15 protein-coding genes are annotated in these 22,170 nt (G+C 60.3%); 4 read left to right on the top strand and 11 right to left on the bottom strand.

Annotated features, from left to right (window positions below):
* Positions 1-70: 70 nt before the first annotated feature.
* Entirely contained in the window at positions 71-3,457 is a 3,387-nt protein-coding gene (locus tag DL88_RS02935; protein ID WP_034991472.1) for a transglutaminase family protein, read from the bottom strand.
* A 335-nt stretch (positions 3,458-3,792) separates the two neighbouring features.
* Between DL88_RS02935 and DL88_RS02930 the strand changes: the two genes are divergently transcribed.
* The gene (locus DL88_RS02930; protein WP_051955522.1) at positions 3,793-4,746 is read left to right on the top strand and encodes a transglutaminase family protein; all 954 of its coding nucleotides are present in this window, start codon (positions 3,793-3,795) and stop codon (positions 4,744-4,746) included.
* Positions 4,747-4,800: 54 nt separating this feature from the next.
* Here DL88_RS02930 and hemW read toward each other — a convergent pair whose 3' ends face one another.
* Positions 4,801-6,021 (bottom strand): radical SAM family heme chaperone HemW, encoded by a 1,221-nt coding sequence (gene hemW, locus DL88_RS02925; protein ID WP_084704845.1) that lies wholly within the window; start codon positions 6,019-6,021, stop codon positions 4,801-4,803.
* 421 nt (positions 6,022-6,442) lie between these two features.
* Between hemW and DL88_RS19170 the strand changes: the two genes are divergently transcribed.
* Together DL88_RS19170 and DL88_RS02910 are read left to right on the top strand one after the other, a co-directional pair.
* The gene (locus DL88_RS19170) at positions 6,443-7,423 is read left to right on the top strand and encodes a hypothetical protein (protein ID WP_051955521.1); all 981 of its coding nucleotides are present in this window, start codon (positions 6,443-6,445) and stop codon (positions 7,421-7,423) included.
* Positions 7,424-7,573: 150 nt separating this feature from the next.
* Entirely contained in the window at positions 7,574-9,424 is a 1,851-nt protein-coding gene (locus DL88_RS02910) for a glycoside hydrolase family 15 protein (RefSeq protein ID WP_034991467.1), read from the top strand.
* Positions 9,425-9,455: 31 nt separating this feature from the next.
* On the opposite strand, the gene nth is transcribed toward DL88_RS02910, so the two are convergent.
* A complete protein-coding gene (gene nth / locus DL88_RS02905) occupies positions 9,456-10,127 on the bottom strand; it encodes an endonuclease III (protein WP_051955561.1) in 672 nt (223 codons plus the stop codon).
* A 291-nt stretch (positions 10,128-10,418) separates the two neighbouring features.
* Here nth and DL88_RS02900 point away from each other — a divergent pair, with 291 nt between their 5' ends.
* Complete coding sequence (locus DL88_RS02900; protein WP_051955520.1) at positions 10,419-10,967, top strand: DUF2244 domain-containing protein; 549 nt, start codon at positions 10,419-10,421, stop codon at positions 10,965-10,967.
* A 418-nt stretch (positions 10,968-11,385) separates the two neighbouring features.
* Here DL88_RS02900 and DL88_RS02895 read toward each other — a convergent pair whose 3' ends face one another.
* From DL88_RS02895 to DL88_RS02855, 8 genes are all read right to left on the bottom strand, one after another.
* A complete protein-coding gene (locus DL88_RS02895; protein WP_034991464.1) occupies positions 11,386-11,676 on the bottom strand; it encodes a hypothetical protein in 291 nt (96 codons plus the stop codon).
* A 581-nt stretch (positions 11,677-12,257) separates the two neighbouring features.
* The gene (gene alr, locus DL88_RS02885) at positions 12,258-13,379 is read right to left on the bottom strand and encodes an alanine racemase (protein ID WP_034991460.1); all 1,122 of its coding nucleotides are present in this window, start codon (positions 13,377-13,379) and stop codon (positions 12,258-12,260) included.
* A gap of 200 nt (positions 13,380-13,579) precedes the next feature.
* Positions 13,580-14,464 carry an LpxD N-terminal domain-containing protein gene (locus tag DL88_RS02880; protein ID WP_051955519.1) on the bottom strand — a complete coding sequence of 295 codons (885 nt, stop codon included), beginning with the start codon at positions 14,462-14,464 and terminating at the stop codon, positions 13,580-13,582.
* Between the two features lie 57 nt (positions 14,465-14,521).
* Entirely contained in the window at positions 14,522-17,128 is a 2,607-nt protein-coding gene (gene bamA / locus DL88_RS02875; RefSeq protein ID WP_084704843.1) for an outer membrane protein assembly factor BamA, read from the bottom strand.
* Positions 17,129-17,383: 255 nt separating this feature from the next.
* A complete protein-coding gene (gene rseP / locus DL88_RS02870) occupies positions 17,384-18,529 on the bottom strand; it encodes an RIP metalloprotease RseP (protein ID WP_156970903.1) in 1,146 nt (381 codons plus the stop codon).
* A 268-nt stretch (positions 18,530-18,797) separates the two neighbouring features.
* Positions 18,798-20,042, bottom strand: a complete 1,245-nt coding sequence (dxr, locus tag DL88_RS02865; RefSeq protein WP_051955518.1) for a 1-deoxy-D-xylulose-5-phosphate reductoisomerase — start codon at positions 20,040-20,042, stop codon at positions 18,798-18,800.
* 276 nt (positions 20,043-20,318) lie between these two features.
* Positions 20,319-21,263 carry a phosphatidate cytidylyltransferase gene (locus tag DL88_RS02860; protein ID WP_084704841.1) on the bottom strand — a complete coding sequence of 315 codons (945 nt, stop codon included), beginning with the start codon at positions 21,261-21,263 and terminating at the stop codon, positions 20,319-20,321.
* A 95-nt stretch (positions 21,264-21,358) separates the two neighbouring features.
* Entirely contained in the window at positions 21,359-22,153 is a 795-nt protein-coding gene (locus tag DL88_RS02855) for an isoprenyl transferase (RefSeq protein ID WP_034992063.1), read from the bottom strand.
* Between the last annotated feature and the right edge of the window lie 17 nt (positions 22,154-22,170).

Below are 22,170 nucleotides of genomic sequence, written 5' to 3'. Positions count from 1 at the left end.
CACCCAAGAAAACAGGAGCATTTTCAGGCAGATGGAATCGCAAAGCGATCCAACGTAAAGACAAAATGCTCTAATGCGGCGGACGCCGCAAATCGAGCGTCAACGGAAAATCGAAGGACCGCCGTTCCATCGGCACCTCGAATTGCCCCGGCGTATGGCCGTGATCCTGGAAACGGGCCAGCCGGCGCGCTTCCGCCTCATAGCTGTTGACCGGGAAAGTCTCGTAATTGCGGCCGCCGGGATGGGCCACATGATAGACGCAGCCGCCAAGCGAGCGGCCATTCCAGCTATCGACGATATCGAAGGTCAGCGGCGCATGGACCGGAATGGTCGGATGCAGACCATTGGCCGGCTGCCAAGCCTTGAAGCGGACGCCCGCCACCGCCTCGCCGACGGTTCCGGTGGTCGTCATCGGCATCATCCGCCTGTTGCAGGTGATGATATGGCGTCCCTCGACAAAGCCCGTGACCTTGACCTGCAGGCGTTCCACCGAGGAATCGACATAGCGCACGGTGCCGCCGGTCGCACCATGTTCACCGGTGACGTTCCACGGCTCCAGCGCCTGACGCAATTCGAGCATCACGCCGCCATGTTCGACCGCACCATAGAAGGGGAAGCGGAATTCCCGCTGCGCCTCAAACCAGACGGGGTCGAAATCATAGCCTGCTCCACGCAGATCGGCGAGGACGCCCTGAAAATCCTCCCAGATGAAATGCGGCAGCATGAAACGGTCATGCAATGTGGTGCCCCAACGCACCAGATTGCCCTGTTGCGGCTCCCGCCAGAACCAGGCGACGAGCGCGCGCAACAGCAATTGCTGCGCAAGGCTCATGCGCGCATCAGGCGGCATTTCGAAGGAGCGGAATTCGAGCAGGCCGAGACGGCCCGTCGGGCCATCCGGCGAGAACAGCTTGTCGATGCAGATTTCCGAGCGATGCGTATTGCCCGTCACATCGACAAGGAGATCGCGGAACAGCCGGTCAGTGAGCCAGAACGGCGCCGGCTCGCCGGGTCCGGGTACCTGGGCAAGGGCGATCTCGAGTTCGTAAAGATGGTCGTTGCGGGCCTCGTCCACACGCGGCGCCTGGCTCGTCGGGCCGATGAAAAGCCCCGAGAAGAGGTAGGACAGCGAGGGATGGCGCTGCCAATAGAGCACGAGGCTCTTCAGGAGGTCGGGCCGCCGCAAGAACGGGGAATCGCCGGGCGTCTTGCCACCCAGAACGACGTGATTGCCGCCACCGGTGCCGGTGTGGCGGCCATCGGTCATGAATTTATCGGCGCCGAGCCGCACCTGCCGTGCATCCTCGTAAAGGCCCTTGGTGATCGCAACAGCCTCGCGCCAGCTCGCGGCCGGCTGCACATTGACCTCGACGACGCCGGGATCGGGCGTGACCTTGATGACGTCGATGCGCGGATCGAAGGGCGGCGGATAGCCCTCGATATGCACCGGCACGCCCGCCGCCGCGGCCGAAGCCTCGACGGAAGCGATGAGTTCAAGATAATCGTCGAGTGTCTCGACCGGGGGCATGAAGACGCAGAGGACGCCGTCGCGCGGCTCGACGGACAAAGCCGTGCGCACCGCGCCTTCGACACGTTCCTGTTCCACACGATCCTGCGGATTGGCGGATTCGGTCTCGATGCGCTCGAAACGCTGGGCGAATTCATGCGGATCCGGCAGCGGCTTGCGCTCCTCCAACGGATCCTGCTCCACGATGAACGGATAGGACGAACGCGGAATATAGGGCAGGGAGGAGAGCGGCAGGCGATAGCCGACGGGTGAATCGCCGGGGATGAGGAACAGATTGTCCCGCCGCAATTTCCATTTCTCGCTCTTCCAGCGCGGCGGCACCGCGCCGGCGCGATGCGGAATATTCGCCTGCGTGCTGCCCTGCGCGTTCCAGCGCTGGACCGGCAGGACATAACCCGCAGGTTTCGTGAGACCGCGGGCGAAGGCGCGGACCATGCGGTTGCGTTCCTCCGCATCCTCGATCTTGGGGTCGAGCGGATTGGTATTGTCCGGCAGATTGCCTTCTTTCACCAGCCAGGAGGTGGGGTCTTCATAGGCAGGTGCCACGTAATCGGTGCCGATCCCGAGTCTGAGCGCAATGCCTTCGGCGATTTTCCGCGCCTCGGTCCGCAGTTGTTCATCTTTTTGCGGTGATCCGGGCTGAGCCCCGCCATCCGCTTTCGGCGCCGCGATCCTCTGTTCGCCGATTTCAGCGATCAGGGCCGGATTGTTCCATATCGGCTTGCCATCCTTGCGCCAATAGAGCGAGAAGCCCCAGCGCGGCAGGCTCTCGCCCGGATACCATTTGCCCTGGCCATAATGCAGAAAACCGCCGGGGGCGAAGCGCTGACGCAGTCGGCGGATCAGCCTGTCTGCGAAAGCACGCTTGGTCGGGCCGACGGCGCCGGTATTCCATTCCTCGGATTCGTAATCATCGACAGAGATGAAGGTCGGCTCCCCGCCCATGGTGAGACGGACGTCTTGCGCGGAAAGATCAGCATCGACCGTCTCGCCAAGCGCATCGAGCGCGTCCCAGGCATTATCCGAGAAGGGCATGGTGATGCGCGGCGCCTCGGCGACCCGCGTCACCTGCATATCGAAATGGAAATCGACATTGGCAGGCTCGACCACGCCCGTCACCGGCGCGGCGGAATGATAATGCGGCGTTGCGGCGACGGGCAGATGGCCCTCGCCGCAGAAAAGGCCGGAGGTGGCGTCCATGCCGATCCAGCCGGCGCCGGGAATATAGACCTCGGCCCAGGCGTGGAGATCGGTGAAATCATGCTGCGTGCCCTTGGGCCCGTCGAGCGGTTCGATATCAGCGCGCAATTGAATGAGATAGCCGGAGACGAAGCGCGCGGCGAGGCCGAGATGACGCAGCATCTGGACGAGCAGCCAGGCGGAATCGCGGCAGGAGCCCGACCGCAACTCCAGCGTCTCTTCCGGCGTCTGCACACCCGGCTCCATGCGGATCACATAGCGGATGTCCTTCTGCAGCTGCGCGTTGAGATCGACGAGATAGTCGACGATATGGGCCGGATCCTTTGGCAGCGCATCGATATAGGCGGCAAGGCCCGGCCCCAAAGGCTCGGCTGCCAGGTAGGGGGCGAGTTCATCGGCCAGCGTTTCCTCATAGGCGAAGGGAAATTGCTCGGCATAGGGCTCGACGAAGAAATCGAAAGGATTGACCACCGCGAGATCGGCGGTGAGATCGACCTCGATCTTGAATTCCGTCACCTTCTCCGGAAAGACGAAGCGCGCCTGCCAATTGCCGTGAGGATCCTGCTGCCAGTTCACGAAATGATTGGCGGGCGTCACCTTGAGCGAATAGCCCAGTATCTTCGTCCGGCAATGCGGGGCTGGCCGCAGGCGGATGGTCTGCGGACCCAGGGCGACGAGCCGGTCATATTTATAATGCGTAATATGATGGATGCTGGCTGATATGCTCAAAAACGAAAATCCTCATTGTCGCGGCTGCGCCACGCGCGGCGACAAGCCGACGAAATGCCAAGGATCGATATTAAGGATCGACGCCCAAAAGGACTGTCCGCATATAATGAACGCCCATCGACACGAGAAGATGACGCGCATGAATTTGCTGCCGTTCTTTTGAGCAAAGCAATAAAAATGTGCATTTTTGTTCTCAGCGACGCGGAGATCGGCACTCCCACGAGCCAGGGATGGTATTTTTGTCGCGATCCTGAAATTTCTGTCCGTCCTTTGCTAGAGTCACTCCCTGCTGGCGTCAGAATTGCTTCATATCCGGCCGTAACAACGAGATTGCAATGGCCGCTTTCACGATACGACACACGACCAGCTTTACCTACCGGCAGCCGGTCTCCTTCGGCGTGCATTATGCCATGGTCCGCCCGCGCGATGGCGCCGATCAGACAGTGATCGATGCGGATTTGCACATTTCCCCACGTCCGTCACAGGTTGAATGGTCTCAGGACACCTATGGCAACCATGTCGCGGCCATCCATTTCGACGGCAAGGCCGACCATCTGCATGTCGAGAGCATCGTCAAAGTCGAGCAGACGCTGAAGAATTTCGCCGCGCCCGAGCCTTTCGCAGAAAATCCCTGGCCCTTCGCCCACCTTCTCGGCAGACGGCCCAAGCTCGATGAATTCCTGCAACCCTTCCACAATGATGCCGATGGGTCCATCGGCGCCTGGGCGCATCGTTTCATGACTGATGAGCAACCCGCCGATCTGCGCGACCTGCTCATCAAGATGACCCATGCGATCCGGCGGGATTTCGCTTACGCCATACGCGAGGCCAAAGGTATCCAGACGCCTACGGAAACGCTTGGCCGGCGCAGCGGCACCTGCCGCGATTTCGCGGTTCTCATGATCGAGGCCTTGCGGCTTCTCGGAGTAGCCGCCCGTTTCGTGTCGGGCTATGTCCATGTACCGCGCAGCCCGGGCGAAGCGCCCTTCGCGGGTTCGACCCATGCCTGGGTTCAAGCCTATGTGCCGGGCCGGGGCTGGGTCGATTTCGACCCCACAAACGGCATTACCGGCAACCGCGACCTGATCCGCGTCGCCGTCGTGCGTGACCCGGCGGATGCCCTGCCCCTGCATGGCACATGGTACGGCGAGGCCGCCGATTGCCTCGGCATGGATGTCTCCGTCTCGGTCACCCATCATGAGCATGGCAGGGATTCCGGCCCTCTGCCCCGGCCCCTTGCTCCGGCCTGGCAGGCCCCGTCACACGCACCGCAATTCGCGCTGGCCTGAGGGCCGGCGCTTTTCCAAACATTTGGTGAAACGGCTTCGCCTTGACGCGCGCGATCAGGCCGCCAGATCGGCAATGACCGCATCGAGCACTGGAAAGCCTTCCGCGCTCACCCGAATGCGCCCCTCGGGCGTGCATTCCAGCATGCCGTCGCCAAGCAGCGCATCGATCCGTTTTTGCGAGAGATCCCGCCCGGCAATGGCGCGAAAATGCTCCGGTGCCACGCCTTCCGCCAGGCGCAGACCCATCAGCAGAAATTCGTCGCCCTGCTCTTCGCGCGTCAGAACCACATTCTCGGTCAATCCCTCCCCCCGCGCCTCGACGGCGGCAAGCCAGAGATCGGGCTGGCGGATCGCCGCCTGCGCCATGCGTCCCTCGGGCGTCAACAGTCGGCCATGCGCGCCGGGACCGACGCCGGCATATTCGCCATAACGCCAGTAAACCAGATTGTGGCGGCTCTCGCCGCCCGGCCGTGCGTGATTGGAGACTTCATAGGCGGGCAAGCCCGCCACCCCCATGATGTCCTGCGTCAAATCCCATAAAGCGCGGCCGAAATCGGCCTCCGGCAGGCTGAATTGGCCGGAGGACGCCAGCTTGGCGAAAGGCGTGTCTGGTTCAATGGTGAGTTGATAGAGCGAGAGATGATCACGCACATGACGCAAGGCTTCTTCAAGCTCGCCGCGCCATTCTGCCAGCGTCTGGCCGGGCCGCCCATAGATGAGATCGAAGGAATAGCGGTCGAATGTCTCGGCCGCGAGACCAACCGCGCGCAATGCCTCTTGCGCGGAATGCTGACGGCCGAGCGCCCGCAACGCCTCGTCGTTCAGCGCCTGTACGCCAAGCGAGACGCGGTTGACGCCCGCTGCGCGATAATCCTTGAAACGCTCCGCCTCGACGCTGGTCGGATTGGCCTCGAGCGTGATTTCGACATCGGCGGCCAGCGGCCAATACCGCGCGATCGTCTCGATCAGAGCCGCCACCGTTTGCGCCCGCATGAGCGACGGCGTGCCGCCACCGAAAAATACCGAGGAGACGGTGCGGCCCGGCGTCAGCGCCGCGCGATGGGCGAGTTCCTTGCGGAAGGCGGCGAGAAAACGCTCTTCCTCGACCGGCTGCGACCGCACATGGCTGTTGAAGTCGCAATAGGGACATTTCGACAGGCAGAAGGGCCAATGAAGGTAGATCCCGAAACCGGCCGTCCGCGGTTCGCCGGTTTGCGGCAAATCGCCTCGCGCGGAGGAGAAAGTGGAGAAAGCAGTTTCGGGAAAAGCGGCCATGAGGTTTCGTCTACAGCATCAAAGCTGAAAAGGGGCACCTTTTTCCGGAGAAAATTTGATGGATTGAGGAAAACCGGCCGCAATCCTCATAGGTCGCACCCTTGGAACCAGCCGCACGATGGCTTGGTCCCGCCGCAGAAACCAAACTCTTTGCGGCCCATCCCCGATTTACGAATCACAAAATGCCGCTCCGCTCCAGAAGCGCCACAATTTGTCTTAAAAAGTCAAAGACTGGAGTTGAGGCGACGGTCCGCATCAACACCCTCCTGAAGAATGGAGCCGGATCAAGAAGATGGCATCTCGTAAGGGTGCCGCCGAAAAGGTCCCGTTCGGTCGAAGGCCCATTAAGAATGCCTTCACCACGTTTGCCTAATCTGCGCCGTGCAATCGCGTTGATCGGATCGACCTTCATAAAAGGTGAATGGTGAGTTATCTCGTTCCTCCGCCCAATCCACAGCCGGTCATCGTGACCAAAGATGTCGGCGGCTTCGTCAACGAATATCAGGCGGCGACGGAACTTTATCGCGCCACCAACCGCGAAGTGCGGCTTCATGAATGCCGTTCGGCCTGCACTTTGGCGCTCAGCCTGCCGAATGTCTGCGTCTACCGCGACAGCATTCTCAAATTTCACCTCGCCTATGATCCGCGCAATCACGAGAGCAACTACGCCGTCTCGCAACAATTATTCAGCTCCTATCCGGCTCCCATCCGCGCGCGGCTCGGCGGTCTGACGCGCGATTATCGCGTGCTGCGCGGCGAGGAACTCATCGCCCTCGGCGTACGCGATTGCGAGGCTCCGCGCCGGCAGATGCCGGCACCAGCGGAACCAAAGATCATGCTGGCCTCGGCCGCGGTCCCGCGCACCGTCCCTTCGGCTCAAGCGTTACGCCAGCCGGAACCGGAGGGATCGCTCTCATCGCTCTATAACGGCATCATGTCGGCCTTCGGCCTTGGTGAGACCAGCCCGCAGCAACCTTTCGCGGCGGTGCGCGCGCGGCCGCGTCCCGTTCCCGCGCAGCCGGGCCTCTTCGGTACGGAAGTGCCGGTGCCACCGGCGCGGCCGATCGAGATCGAAACCGATTTCGCGTCCCTGCGCGGCGACGGTGCAACGGTGGAAGCGGAACAGATCGGACAACAGCCGGCCGAACAGACAGCGGGTGTCGAGATCCCCGCACCGCCGCCCCGCCCCGAGCTTGCCGATCTCGCCTATACGGCCGAAATGCGCCAGCGCGTGCTGCCACGGGTTCTGCCGTTGGTGATCCATGGCGCCCAGCCCATTCTTCCGGCGGCTTTCGTCGCCTATGCCGATCTCGCGCGCGCCAGAGTGGTCTTCGCCAGCGCGCCGGGAGCCGTGGCCAATGGCGCGGTCTCGGATCTGCTCTTCAAGCCGTCGGATCTTTGAGAGCCACATCATTCTCGCGATTTCCAGATTCTCGCGATTTCCAGGCCCGGAGCCTGCGTAAAACACTGTGCCGGGAAAATTATTGTGCGGCCGATCCTTGAATGCGAGCTTGTCGCCAACCGGCATGCGTTTCAGGCAAAGGTTGCGTGAATGGCGTTAAGGATCGAGGATTATGCACTGATCGGCGATTGCGAGACGGCGGCGCTCGTCGGCCGTGACGGCTCCATCGACTGGCTCTGCTGGCCGCGCTTCGATTCCGGCGCCTGTTTCGCCAATCTCCTCGGCACACCGGAAAACGGCCGCTGGCTGCTGGCCGCCGCCGACAAGAAGGCCAGGGTCGAACGGCATTATCGCTCCGGCACGCTCATTCTCGAAACCTTCATCGAAACCGACAGCGGTTCGGCCCTTGTCGTCGATTGCATGCCGTTGAAAATCCACGGCTCGCATCTCATCCGCACCGTGCGCGGGCTCAAAGGCTCGGTCGCCTTCACCACCGAATGGATCGTCCGTTTCGATTATGGCTCGATCATCCCCTGGATCGAGCGGAAAGAAGATGGCAGCCTGCAGGCGGTCGCGGGTCCTGACCGTGTCGTTTTGCGCACGCCCATCCGGCTAGACCGGCAAGAAAGCCAGCAAGGAAACCGGCCGGATACCGCCTTCACGGGTCATTTCTCCGTTACCGAAGGCACGAGCATCGATTTCACTCTCAGCCATTATCTCTCCTATGCCGATGTTCTGCAGCCGCCCGATCCCGAAAAGGCCGTCGAACAGACGGAACGCGCCTGGACCACGTGGAGCGCCCTTTCGACCTGCCGCGAGGGGCGCTGGGCACCTTCCATAGAAAGATCGCTTCTGACATTGCGCGGCCTGATCTTTCAGCGCTCTGGCGCGATCATCGCCGCGCCGACGACCTCCCTCCCGGAATCTCTGGGCGGCAGCCGCAATTGGGATTACCGCTATTGCTGGCTGCGCGACGCGACATTCACTTTGCTGGCGCTGATGAATGCGGGCTATGCCAATGAGGCGCTGAAATGGCGCGCATGGCTTTTGCGCGCGCTCGGCGCCGCACCGGCGCAATTACGGGTGCTCTTTGGCGTCGGTGGCGAAAGGCACCAGACCGAGAGAATTCTGCCCTGGCTTGAGGGTTACGAAGGCGCAAAGCCGGTGCGCATCGGCAATGGTGCCGAGACACAATTGCAGCTCGATATCTACGGAGAACTCATGGATGCGTTCTATCAGAGCCGCAAACATGGCCTCGTGCAGGATGATATCGACTGGCCGCTACAACACGCCCTGCTCGACCATCTCGAAACCATCTGGCAGGAGCCCGATGACGGACTTTGGGAGGTCCGCGGCGGCAGGCAGCATTTCACCTATTCCAAGGTCATGTGCTGGGTGGCATTCGACCGCGCCGTGAAAAGCATCGAACAATTCGGCTATGACGGCCCACTCGATCATTGGCGCGGCCTGCGCGACCGGATCCATACGGAAATCTGCGCCAAAGCCTATGACCCGGCGCTCCAAGCCTTCACCCAGAGTTATGGTTCGCGGCAGCTCGATGCCAGCGCGCTGCTCTTCGGCCTCGTGGGCTTTCTCGCCCCGGACGATCCACGCCTCGCGAGCACGGTGACGGCGATCGAGACACATCTGATGCGTGATGGCTTCGTCCTGCGCTATGATTCAGCCGAGACCGCCGACGGCCTGCCGCCCGGCGAAGGTGCCTTTCTCGCCTGCAGTTTCTGGCTCGTCGACAATTACCTGATGCTCGGTCGTATTGACGAGGCAGACGCCCTGTTCGAAAGGCTTGCGGGCCTTGCCAACGATCTCGGTCTCCTCGCCGAGGAATATGATCCCGCCGCACAACGGCTCGTCGGCAATTTTCCGCAGGCCTTCTCGCATATCGCATTCATCGTGTCGGCCACCAATCTGACCCATGCGATCAAGCCGCTTCTGCAACGCGCCGGCTGCGATTTGGCGCATCTACGCCAATGCCGGCCGTAAATCATCGTACGGGGCTGCCGGGATACCGCGATTACACCCGCTTCTCGCTTGAATGGCAGAGATCGGAAATGATGCAGCGCTCACATTCCGGCCGGCGCGCCTTGCAGACATGGCGTCCATGGAGGATCAGCCAAATGTGCGCGTGCAGTTTGTACTGCGCCGGAATGATCTTCTCGAGCCCCTGCTCGACCGCAAGGGGCGTCTTGCCGATCGCAAGCGGGATGCGGTTCGAGACCCGGAAAATATGCGTGTCGACGGCGATGGTCGGTTCGCCGAAGGCGATGTTCATGACGACATTGGCCGTCTTGCGCCCGACTCCGGCCAAGCTTTGCAGGGCCTCGCGATCGTCGGGCACTTCGCCATTATATTTGTCGATGAGATCACGGCAAAGCGAGATGATATTCTTCGCCTTGGCCTGATAGAGGCCAATCGTCTTGATCATGTCGCGCAGTTTTTCCTCGCCCAGCGCCAGCATTTTCTGCGGCGTCTCGGCGACGGCGAAGAGATGTTTCGTCGCCTTGTTGACCCCGGCATCGGTCGCCTGGGCCGAGAGGACGACGGCAATGAGGAAGGTGAATGTATTGACGGAATAGAGCTCGCCCTGCGGGTCGGGATCAGCCGCCTCGAACCGGCGAAAAATTTCCGCGACTTCAACGGGATCCGGAACGGGCGCACGCTGTTTACCCCTGCGAGCCACCATCATGCCCGCCATCGTTTTCGACGGTGCTTTGCCTCCCGTCTTGAGAGGAGCAGCGTCGGGCATAGCGGTCTTGGACATAGTGGTCTTGGGCTCACGAGCCTTCAGCACATTTTTGGCCGTCTTGGCAGCCCCTTGGCCAGCCCCCTTGGCGACACTGGCAGGCGTCGGAACGGCTTCGGACGGCGTGATGAAGCCATCCGGCCCAACGTCCGCGATCCCGCTCTCTGGTGACAGCTTTTTTCTTGCCATTCTGATCTTATAAAGTCGAAAGTGAAGGGAAAGAAGGGTGTGTCCATGTCTCCCGACAAATATCCCACACAAGATTCAATCACTGCGCCGGAGGTGCATTCCGCGAATGATACCGACGAGGCGAAGCTTTTCGTGGCACACCTTTCGCCGCACCGCGCTCTGACGCGAAAGCATTTTTATCTGCTGATGATGGCTTTCTCGGCAACGAGCTTCATTTCGACCCTGCCCTTCGTCCTGCTCGGCGCCTGGCCGATCGCCGGTTTCATGGGTCTTGATGTTCTTCTCTTCTATCTCGCCTTCCGGTCCAATTTCCGCGCCGCCCGAGCTCATGAGGATATCTGCCTCACTTATTTCGAACTCCTGATCGCCAAGGTCTCGGCCAAAGGCAAACGGGCTGAATGGCGTTTCAATCCGGTCTGGGTGCGGATCGACCGGGAAGAACATGCGGAATTCGGTACGCAGAGCGTGGCGCTCGTCTCACAAGGCCGGCGCCTGGAAATTGCCGGTTTCCTCGGACCAGATGAGAAAGCCGCTCTGGCCGGCAAGCTTTCGCGCGCGCTGGCAGAAGCGAAACGCGGCCCACGTTTCTCCTGAGATATTTCCGGCTTGAGCGGTTAGGGATTTAAAACCCTTTGGACACGCTCGCCCTGATCCAGCGGAGCCGCCCGCAAACATTCGATCCCATACATCGGCAAGCGCCGAAACGAAGCGGCAACAGAAGGCGCAGCCGTTTCCACAAAGAAGAAGCGCATCCCGGATGATCAGATCGCCGGGAATGTAGGCGGCACGAAACCGGAAGAAACCGGCCCTCCTGCGAAAAGGAGTTCGGTTTGGCGATATCCGCTCACGGCGGAAACGCTACGCCGTTACCCGGTTTGATGACGTCTCACCCACCCGTAAAGAAGATGAACACGCTGGTGATTGCGTGCAACGCCTATCAATACCGACACCATGCTGCGACGAAACAATCGTCTTTGCGATGAGGGCGGTTTGGTTTTGCCGCAAACACCGTTCAGTTCGAGACGTTACCGGGACCTTCCGGATACAGAGCGTCAGCACCCTGGCCAAGGCGTCCGCGTGTGCCTGCGCAATGGAACTTGTTGGCCGGATCGCAGGCGCGGCCAACGCTGCCGGCGACGGGAGCCTGGACGAGAGCCATGTAGTCCTGTCGAGCTTTGCTTCCGTCCTGAGCAAAAGCGGAACCGAAGGAAGCAATGAAAAGCGAACCAGAAAGAACGGCTGCCGCACGCGTGACCTTGGCGCGCGTAACCTTGGAATGTGATATCGAAAACGTCATCGTCATGCCCTGCCTCTGCCTGTCAACGAGAAGCTGGACAGATATAGCTCTTTACTTCTGACAAAAAATCTAAAGAATTTTTTTCTATTTTTTTACTTGGACACGGAAAAGTTTTACTGGTCACATTGCCGTGACAGATCCCTCTTCATCAGCCCGCATCGAAAATTGAACGCCTTGAAATGTTTGGTGGTTCTCCAAGGTCACCCGGTACGCGCAAAACGTGTTACATCCTCAGCCAACATGTATATGCATGTCTGCCATGATTATTTTGCAAAGCCAGGATGCCGGAAAACAATCATCAATCGCACTGTCGTCAGCGGTTCGACCTTCCGGCTGCTGCCACCGCGTGGCAGTTTGTTCGCGCCATATCGCTTAAGATGCATCAACCAACGCAATACAGGTGAAGGAGTCGTTTGTGTGGGAAAATTGCGTTGACGGGATCTCTGCCTTTGCATCAAAAGGAAAAACGAAAGGAAGGAAAGAAAGAGAGCGGCTTTCAACGCCCGTGTAGAGCGCAGCCACGATGATAGCGGAAAACGCCTTAGTTTTTTTTTGAGTTGAGCGTTTTCAGAAAGATCCGAAGCGGACTAAAGCGGCTGATACCGGCGATGACAACGCCGCCCGAGATTACTCAGGATTTCATAGCCACTCACGCCAGCCATGGTGGCAAAATCATCGATCGTGATAGTCTTCCCCAATAATTCGACTATCTCCCCGCGTTCGAGATAAGTCGCGTCGGACACATCAATGACGCTATAATCCATGGCAATATCACTGACATAGGGACATAACGTCCCCTGGATCAGTGCGCGTCCTCCGACATGTCTTTCATTATCGGTCAGGCCCGAGGGAATGCCGTCCGCGAGCCCCGCCGAAACCATGATGACGCGGCGTGGCCCCCGCGTCTTCCACAAACGTTCTATGCCGACCGTCTGGCCGGGTTCGAGCACCCGCACCTGAATGATATGGGCATCGAGCCGCACCACGGGGCGCATCGGATTGGGCCGGCCCGGCACAGGATTGCCACCATAGAGGGCATAACCGGGGCGCACGAGATCATAGAGCGGCGGATTGTTGTCGAGGAAGATCGCCGCCGAATTGGCGAGCGAAGATGGAACGCCGGGGTAGCGCGCACGGATCTTGTCGAATGCCTCGATCTGCCGGTCGGCAATGGCATCATTGGCGGTGACAAGCTGACTGAGCAGCAGAGTGACGTCGAACAGCGGCGCGAGGTGGTCGACCCGTTCGAGATCATAGAGCTTGAGACCGAGCTGATTGACGCCTGTGTCGATCCTGAGACCCGCCTTGAGCGGCGAGCCATCCGGCGCCCGCTTGTGCGAGGTGGCGCAATATTGCCCCCAATCCTCGACCTCGGGAACGGAATTCAAGACCGGCCGCAGATCATGCGCCACGAATGTATATTCCTGCGCCGGACGCACACCATTCAGGACATAGATGATAGATTCCGAGGCAATCGCCCGGACCGCCACGCCCTCGAAAACATGGGCGACGAAAAAAGTCCGGCACCCGGCCTCATAAAGCGCCTTGACCACCGGCTCGAGGCCAAGACCATAAGCATCGGCCTTCACCACGGCACCGCATTCCGTACCGGCAACAGCCTGGAGCGTCTGCCAATTGGCGACGATCGCCGCAAGATCAATGGTCAAAATAGCGCCGGCGCCGCGCAGGCTGATCTCTTTCGGGTCCATAAATCCCCAAGTCCATACATTTCAGACCTAAAGCATTTCGCCTTTACGGTGAATCGCATCGCGATTCCACGAGCCTGAAAATGCTCTAATTTTTCAGCATAAAGTCGAAATAGAGCTTCGCCCCCGGTCCAAGGCAAAATCCGTGCGACCGGCCATTCGGGCAACCCTTCCCCGCGGAATGCAGCGCGTCACATGGCTGATTAACGAATTTCAGCGCCATCCGCGAAGACCGTCAAGGTGTCGAGCCCGACGCGCGCGGCGACCCTGCAGAACCGGCCGAGGCTAACATCCGCGCCGATGACGGCGAGAGCACCGACGATTGTTCCTTCGCCGATAATCGTATCGCGTAGAATGCCGCGATCGATCGTGCTGCCTGGGCCGATCGCCACTTTGTCCTGAACGATCACACGGCCAGGCGCGGCGCTCCAGTCAACCAGGAAGGAGGCCTGACCAAGCCGGACGCCCGGCGCCAACACGACCTGATTGCCGATCAAGGCATGGCTGAGCGAGGCACCGGGACCTATCGCACAATGACGGCCGATACGGACATCCGGGCCGATCACGCTGCCCGCACCGACGAGCGTGCCGGTGCCAATTTCGGCGCGCGGCCCAATCACGGCTGCTGGGTCAACGGTCACGCCAGTCTCGAGCCGGGCCTCGGGATGCACATGCGCGCCGGGAGAAATACCCGAAGCTTCACAACTGCTTTCCATTTTCCAGGAAGGCGGAAACAGAGCCGCGAGCACCTGGCTGGCGGCGGTACGCGGCGTCGAAGTGATGAGCGGAATAACGGCAGGCGGAAGAGAATGGGCCTCGCAGGAGGTCACGAGACAGGCCCGCGCCCGCGTCGTCGCCAGCATCTCCTTAAGATCAGAGACCAGCTCGGTCTTAAGTGCTGCATCGAGACCAGCATCTACCGGGCCCTGCAGGTCCAGAAAAGTCAGGTCGTCGCGACCAGCAGTTTCAAGCGGCGCCAAAGCATGAATGCGGAACGTCGCGTCGCCCCGGCATTGGGCACCGGTTAAAACGGCAATTTCCGCCAGAGAAAGCGTCACAGGCGAGCGGAAGAAAAGGGGATCGCTCATCCTTGTCGCAATTCATTCCGCTTGGTTTCCCCATCCCGTCGCCGTAGCGGCGGTGCGTCAGAAAGACGTACCACCGGTGAAGCGGAAGACCTGGGTTTGGTCGTACTGGCTCTTCGAAAGCGCCTTGGCGAAGTCGAAGCGAATCGGTCCCATCGGGGAAGACCAGATGAGCGAGACACCAACCGAGGAGCGGACCAGCATGCCGTCGCCGCCAACGGTAATCGTATTGCCCTGCGAATAGAGCGGAGCGGTATTGTTCTGAACGACGGCTCCACCGTAAGTGAAATCGGTTCGGCCCTTATAGCCCCAGAGAGAACCGGCGTCGGCGAAGACGGCGCCGCGCAAGCCGAGATCACGCGGCAGACCCCAAAGCGGGAACTGGGCTTCGACCGAGGCACCCCAATAATTCGTGCCGCCCAACGGGTTCCCGCCCCAATCCACACCATTCGACACGTCGCGCGGACCGATACCCATCGGCTGGAAGCCACGTACGAGGCTCGGTCCCAAATTGAAATTGTCGACGATGCGCAAGGGATGGCTGGTATTGTTGAGGGCCGTGAGATTACCGCCCTGGAGGTGTACCAGGCCGACGATGTCATCGGTGATCGAATGATAATAACGGAAATCGCCGGTCGATCGCACGAATTGCGAATAACCACCGGCACCAGCAACGTCCTGGCGTAATTCGGCATAGATGCCGTCTGTCGGATTCTTGTTATTATCCAATGTATTATAAGACAGCGTATAACCGAACATCGAGGTCAGATATTCGCCAGCGGCTTCCTTGAGCGCCAGCGAAGCCTCGCCGTTGGTCAGACAGCTGTAGGAATAACCCGCCTGCCCTGCACCATAATCCGATCCGGCGGGCGCGGGCGTCGCACCCCAGACGGGATAGCGGCAATCGTTATAGGGGTGGTTGTAATCGTTCGGAATGGTCAGATAGGAATTATAGATCGAATAACGCGGCGAGAACGTCAGCTCGTCGGTCACCGGCAGGCCGAGGCGGAAAGTGCCGCCCGTGATGAAGTTGCTGTAATAGGAATAATAGGAAACTTCAGTCTTCTTGGCATAGATGTCGAAGCCGGCGGCGATACGGTTGCCTAGGAAGAAGGGCTCGGTGAAGTTGAATTCGACGCCACGGCTATATTGGCCAGCCGTCACGGCCAGACGGACATATTGGCCGCGGCCCATGAAATTGCTTTCGCTGACCGACACTTCGGCGATAAGGCCGGAGGTCGTCGAATAGCCGCCCGAGAGCGACAGCGAACCGGTCGACTGATCCTCGACATCCACCACGATGATCACCCGGTCGGGTGTCGATCCTGGCTCATTCGAGATTTTGACCTTTTTGAAATAGCCGAGATTGTTCAGCCGACGCTCGGCACGCTCGACGATGGCGCGATTATAGGCATCGCCTTCGCCGAGATCGAATTCACGGCGGATAACATAATCGCGCGTCCGCGTATTGCCGCGAATGACGATCCGCTCGACATAGACGCGCGGCCCTTCATCCAGGACGAAAACGATATTGACGGTGCGGGACGCCGGATCACGGTCACCACGCGGATGAACCTGGCTGAAGGCATAACCGCGTCTGGAAATCTCGCGCGTGAGGGCATCGACGGTCTTTTCGACCATATCGCCATTATAGACTTCGCCCACCGACATACGCAGAAGTCCCTTCAGGGAATTGGCATCGACATCGGGCAGTCGCGAATCGATCGACACATTGCCGATCTTATATTGCACACCTTCCTCAACCGTGATGGTGATCACGTAGCCGCCGAGCGTCTCATCGAAATGGGCATCGGAACCGACGACGCGGAAATCGGCATAGCCATTCTTGAGATAGAAACGGCGAATGAGTTCAAGATCGGAGCCGACCCGATCGGGATCATAGACATCCGACGTCTTGAAGAAGGACAGGAAGTTCATTTCCGTCGTCTGCATGAGATCACGCAGTTTGTTCGACGAGAAGACGTTATTGCCGACAAATTCGATCTTCTTCACGCCGGTCTTGTCACCTTCATCGATGGTGAAGACGACATCGACGCGCCCGTTGGGGAGATCGACCGTTTTGGATGTGACTTTGGCACCGGCGCGGCCGGCGCGGCGATAGGCATCCTTGATGCGCTCGACATCCGCATCGACCGTGGCCTGACTGAAAGCGCCACGGGATTTCGACTGGATCTCGGCTTGCAAAACCTCGGTCTTGACCTTGCTGTTGCCTTCGAAAACCACCCGGTTGATGAGGTTATTCTCGGTCACAGTCACCACGAGACCAGCGCCCGCATGGCTGATGCGCACATCCGAGAACATGCCGGTCGCGTAGAGTTCCTTCACGCCCTTATTGACGGCAGCCTGGTCCGTACCGGTGAAAAAGGAGGTGATGGTTTCCGTATCGACGCGCTTGTTGCCGTGGACCGTCACCTGAACGGCGAAGGCGGGAGACAGCATGCTGACGAAACAGAAGGCGGCGAGAATGCCAGTCGTCGATTTCGGCGATTTACGAATCAAGGCTGCTTTCTCCGGCGCGCGTGCTTTGTCCGAGAACCGATACGTAAGCCCTGCCTGTTTCCCTTTCGCCAGGCCGAAATCCTGCGACGTTTTAGTCATGGCTGTTTCGGCAATGATCCGGCTCGAAAGATCCTTGATGATCGGCATTCAGACCGGTCCCCGCATTCCCATTGGCCATTACAACCGGCTTTCAAGGAAAGCACACCCGGCTGTCGACTAAAGGATTGAAAGAATCCACTCTTTTCAATCCCCCCTCGTCTGCTTCTACAATTTTTAGCTTCGCCTGCAAATCAAGATTGTTATCATTTGTCGCAATTACCGCCTTCGTGGCCCACAAGCCACGTCTTATGGTAACTAGCAGATTACCAGGCAAAGTTAACGGCATCTTGGCGTTTGCGCCTCTCATCCCCAGTGCAATAATTGCCGGGTGAGCCGTAGAACATCATTATAGGTCGCAAGGATCATCAGCCCCGCGACGAGCGTCATGCCGATCCGGAAACCGAACTGCTGCACCCGTTCATCGAGAGCGCGGCCGCGGACCGCCTCGATCGTGTAAAAGAACAGATGACCTCCATCGAGGAGCGGAATCGGCAGAAGATTGAGGATGCCGACCGAAATCGACAGAATCGCAGCCAAGTGGAGAACGGCGGAAAGGCCGATCTTGGCCATTTCGCCGGAGGCCTGGGCGATGCCGACGACGCCGGACATTTGCGACGTCGATTCCGTACCACTGAACAGGCCCGCCACATAATCCCCGGTCCGCGCGACGACGTACCAGGTTTCCGAGACAGCAAGACGCGCGGATTGGAGGAGGCCGTAGTTTTCGACGCGCCAGTTTTCCGGCCTGCCCTTGGCCTCGACGCCGAGGACCCCGACCCGCGTCGTTCCGAGTGGTGTGACAATATCACGCACACGCGGCGTGGCGGAAAGCTCGATCTGCTTGCCATCGCGGGCGACAGTGAAAGTCAGGCTATGGTCGCGCGTCGTCTGCACGATCCGTTGCATTGCCTCGAAACTGTCGATCGGCGCCCCGTCGATCGACAGAATCAGATCACCCGCCTTGAATCCCGCGGCTTCGGCGGCGCTGCCCGCCGCCACCCCATCGACATAGGGCAGCAGGATGTTGCGGCCGTTGACGTAGAAAATGCCGGTGAAGAGAAGAATCGCCAGGATGAAATTGGCGACAGGCCCGGCAACGACGATAGCGGCGCGTTTCCAGACATTTTGGCCGAAGAAACTGACCGCGCGCTCTTCCGGCGGCATGGCGGCGATGGCCTCTGGATCCGCCATCGAAGCGCCATTGGCGTCGCCATGAAATTTCACATAACCGCCGAGCGGCAGGGCGGCCACACGCCAACGTGTCCCATAGCGGTCGACGAAAGCGAAAAGTTCCGGTCCGAACCCCAAGGAAAAGGCATCGACCCGCACGCCGCAAAGACGGCCGACCAGGAAATGCCCGAATTCATGAAAGAAGACGATAAGACTCAGCACGCCGACGAAAGGGACAATGTAGAGGCCGAGCGACCAAAGACTGCTGAGAATCGGCATCAAAAACTCCTCACGGGCGCAGATTCAAGGGCGCATTCAAGGGCGCAGAACGGAACGATTGCCTCATTGGCGATGAATGCCACTTAAATGCCGCATGACATCAAGCATTTGTCCCAGCAGCTGACGATGGCCCGGCTGCCACGCACGAGATACCTTCGGCCAGCACCGCGCGTTCACCGTCCAATTCGGAATATTCTCATCTCCACCTGCGCATAGGTTGCGAAACCAATCCGGCACCATTGCAGTACCGGCCTTGCACCGGCACGCATCAATGCATTGTCGCCAGACTTCCTTGCGCCAGGCTGTTCTCGGCAAGGGCGGCCCGGGTCCTCTCGCGGATCAGACGATCCATCTCGAGAGCCTCCGTGACCGAAGCAGGATCACGGGCGATGCCATCGGCGAGAGCCCTGTCGCAAGCCTGCTCGACCAGGCGCGCGATATCATGGAAGGAAATCCGCTTGCCAAGGAAAGCCTCGACGGCGATTTCATTGGCGGCATTCAAGATAGTAGGAAGCCCCTGGCCGGTGCGCAAGGCATCGAGGGCGACGCGCAGGGCGGGGAACCGATCGAAATCCGGCCGTTCGAAGGTCAGCGTACCGACGGCGGCGAGATCGAGCCGGCGCGCGGCGGTGGTGAGGCGCTCGGGATAGGAAAGGCAATGGGCGATCGGCACTTTCATGTCGGGCGCCGCCATTCCGGCCGTCACCGACCCATCGGTGAAATGGACGAGGCCATGCACCACCGATTGCGGATGCACCAGAACATCGAGCCGTGCCGCCTCGATGCCGAACAGATAATGGGCCTCGATCACTTCGAGCCCCTTATTCATCAGGCCGGCGGAATCCACGGTGATTTTCGGCCCCATGGACCAATTGGGATGGTTCAGCGCCTGTTCCGGCGTCGCCTTCGCAATGGCCTCACTGGTCCATGTGCGGAACGGGCCGCCGGAAGCGGTCAGGGTGATGCGCTCGATGGAATCGAGACCGGCATCGTTCATCGCCTGGAAGATCGCATTATGCTCGCTGTCCACCGGCAAGAGGCGCGTGCCCTGCACTGCGGCCTGATGCATGAAGGCCGGCCCGGCGCAAACGAGACATTCCTTGTTGGCGAGGGCGACCGTGCGGCCCGCCGAAAGCGCGGCGAAGGTCGGCTCGACGCCGGCGGTCCCGGCAATCGCGCCGACAACCATATCGGAGGGGTGCAGAGCCGCCTCGACGACGGATTGCGGGCCAGCCGCGACCTCGATCGATGTGCCGCTCAAAGCCTCCTTCAGATCCTTATAGCCCGCGGGATCGGCGAGCGCCGCAAAGGAAGCGCCGAGTTCTCGCGCCACTTTGGCGAGGGCGATCGGGTCGCGGCCTCCAGCCACCGCCTCGACGGTGAAAGCGCCGCCGGCACCGGCAATGATTGCCGCGGTCGACTGGCCGATCGAACCGGTCGCGCCAAGAATGACGACAGAGCGGCTGGCTTTCGTTCCGGCGGCCTCCGACCGCACTTCGCTGACCTTACCCATTCCACCTCGCTCGTTCATGGGTTTCCGCGGTGCCGGCAGGATGGGCAGTTCCGGCAGGTGCGGGTTCTTGCATTCGATACCGATCGGCCGACATCAAACCGCCGATATCAAACCGCAATGCACTGACGCATCGTGTCTGGCCCATAGATCGCGGGCGGCGATTTGCCGAACGTCACGGACCACGCAAATGCGATCCGTGACCGTGAGTATAAGCCACCGCTTATCCCGCATCGGCCGCGCCATGTAAATCTCTCCTGAAGTCTGGAGAGGCAAGGCTCATGACCAGAAGAAAACCCCTTCCGGCAAGGAAGGCAGGCCGCGCGATGCTCCAACCAGCCAGACGAAGATCGAGGCGGTGATGAAGCCATCAAGACGATCCATGAAACCGCCGTGGCCGGGGATCAGCCGACTGGAATCCTTGACGCCGAAACGCCGCTTGACCCAGGATTCGAACAAGTCACCGCCTTGCGAGATCAGGGCGGTGAGGAGACCGAGCAGAAAGATCGGCGTGAGACCCGGCGGTGAAATGCACGGCTGTGGCAGCGCCGCGACCAGTAGAAGCGTGCCGAAAATACCGCCGCACAGGACGCCGACCAGCAAGCCCGACCAGGTCTTGCCGGGAGAGACGCGCGGCCATAGACGTGGACCGCCGATGAGACGGCCAGCGAAATAGGCGGCGATATCAGTGCCCCAGATGGTGATAAAGAGCCAGGCGACGACGAGCGTGGCGCAAAGATCGCCCGAGCCAAGCCCGGAACCCAGCCCCTGAACGGCGATGAACATCAGGCCGGCATAGGGCAGACCACCGGCGCTCCAGAGGCGCCGGCCGGGTTCGGCGATGAGCGCGAGAAGGCCCGCACCGACAAACAGCAACACGAAGCCCCAGGCCGGATGACCGAACCACAGGCAGACGGCGACGGCGAGAAGCACCAGCCAGCCGATGCCGATGCGGGGCATCCGCCGCGCGCCGCCGATGAGAACCTGCCATTCGTAGAAAATCGCGAGGCTTGCCCCAAGCCAAAGGAGCAGAAACGCGAGCCCGCCCTTCCACAAGGCAAAAAGCGCGAGGCCCATAAGCACCAGGGCGGAAAGAATCCGTACCCCCAGATCGCTGAAACGGCTCTTGCCTGCGGGCAAACGCTCGGGCGGCGCAGGTGTGGCGGCGGTTTTATTTTCCGGCGCCTGCGGCGTGGCCCTTTCGCCGGGATCGGCGTCACTCATCGGCGTCACTCATCGGTCTCAATCAGGGCCTCGGGTATCGTTCAGGGTCGCATCCCTCATCACGGAAGGATCCGCCGGCACAGTTCCGGAAAGGCTCAGGGAAGAATGCGGTCGAGAAATCTCTGCTTCTTCGAGGGTGAGCCCACGCCGCCGAAGCGGCGCTCGCGGCTTGCGAATTCCGTCAGGGCCGAGGCGAAGGCCTGCCGGTCGAAATCCGGCCAATGCAGCGGCAGGAAAACGAATTCCGCATAGGCCGCTTGCCAGAGCAGAAAATTGGACAATCTTTGTTCGCCGGAAGTGCGAATGATGAGATCGGGATCGGGAATGCCGGCCGTATCGAGATAGGACGCGAAACATTGTTCGTCGATGGTTTCTGGATCGATGAGACCCTGCGCAACCTTGCGGGCAATGGCCCGGGCGGCGCCGGCGATTTCCTGCCGGCTGCCGTAATTGAAGGCGACGACCAGCGTCATGCGGGTATTGTCACGCGTCAGATCCTCGGCTTCATCGAGAAGCGCGCGAATGTCCGGCGAGAGACTCTCGCGCACGCCGATGATCCTGACCCTGACACCAACCTTGTGCAATTCCTTCAGATCATTGCGGATGAAACGCTTGAGCAGGCCCATGAGGTCGGTGACCTCCTCGACCGGCCGGCTCCAGTTTTCGACCGAGAAACTATAGACCGTCAAATAATCGAGGCCGAAATCGAGCGCCGCGCGGACCGCCGCGCGCAGGGCCTCGACCCCGCGCCGATGTCCTTCGATACGGGGGAGACCACGGCTCGCGGCCCAGCGGCCATTGCCGTCCATGATGACGCCGACATGCGCCGGCACATCTGCGGCGCGGATTTTTCCCGCAGTTTCGCGTTCCTGCGTGGTCCCCTCCGGCATCATCGTTTGTTTTTCCT

The organism is Beijerinckia mobilis (genome assembly GCF_000745425.1).
In the GTDB taxonomy this organism is placed as follows: Bacteria; Pseudomonadota; Alphaproteobacteria; order Rhizobiales; family Beijerinckiaceae; genus Beijerinckia; species Beijerinckia mobilis.
This window is presented reverse-complemented; position numbering and strand designations above follow the sequence as displayed.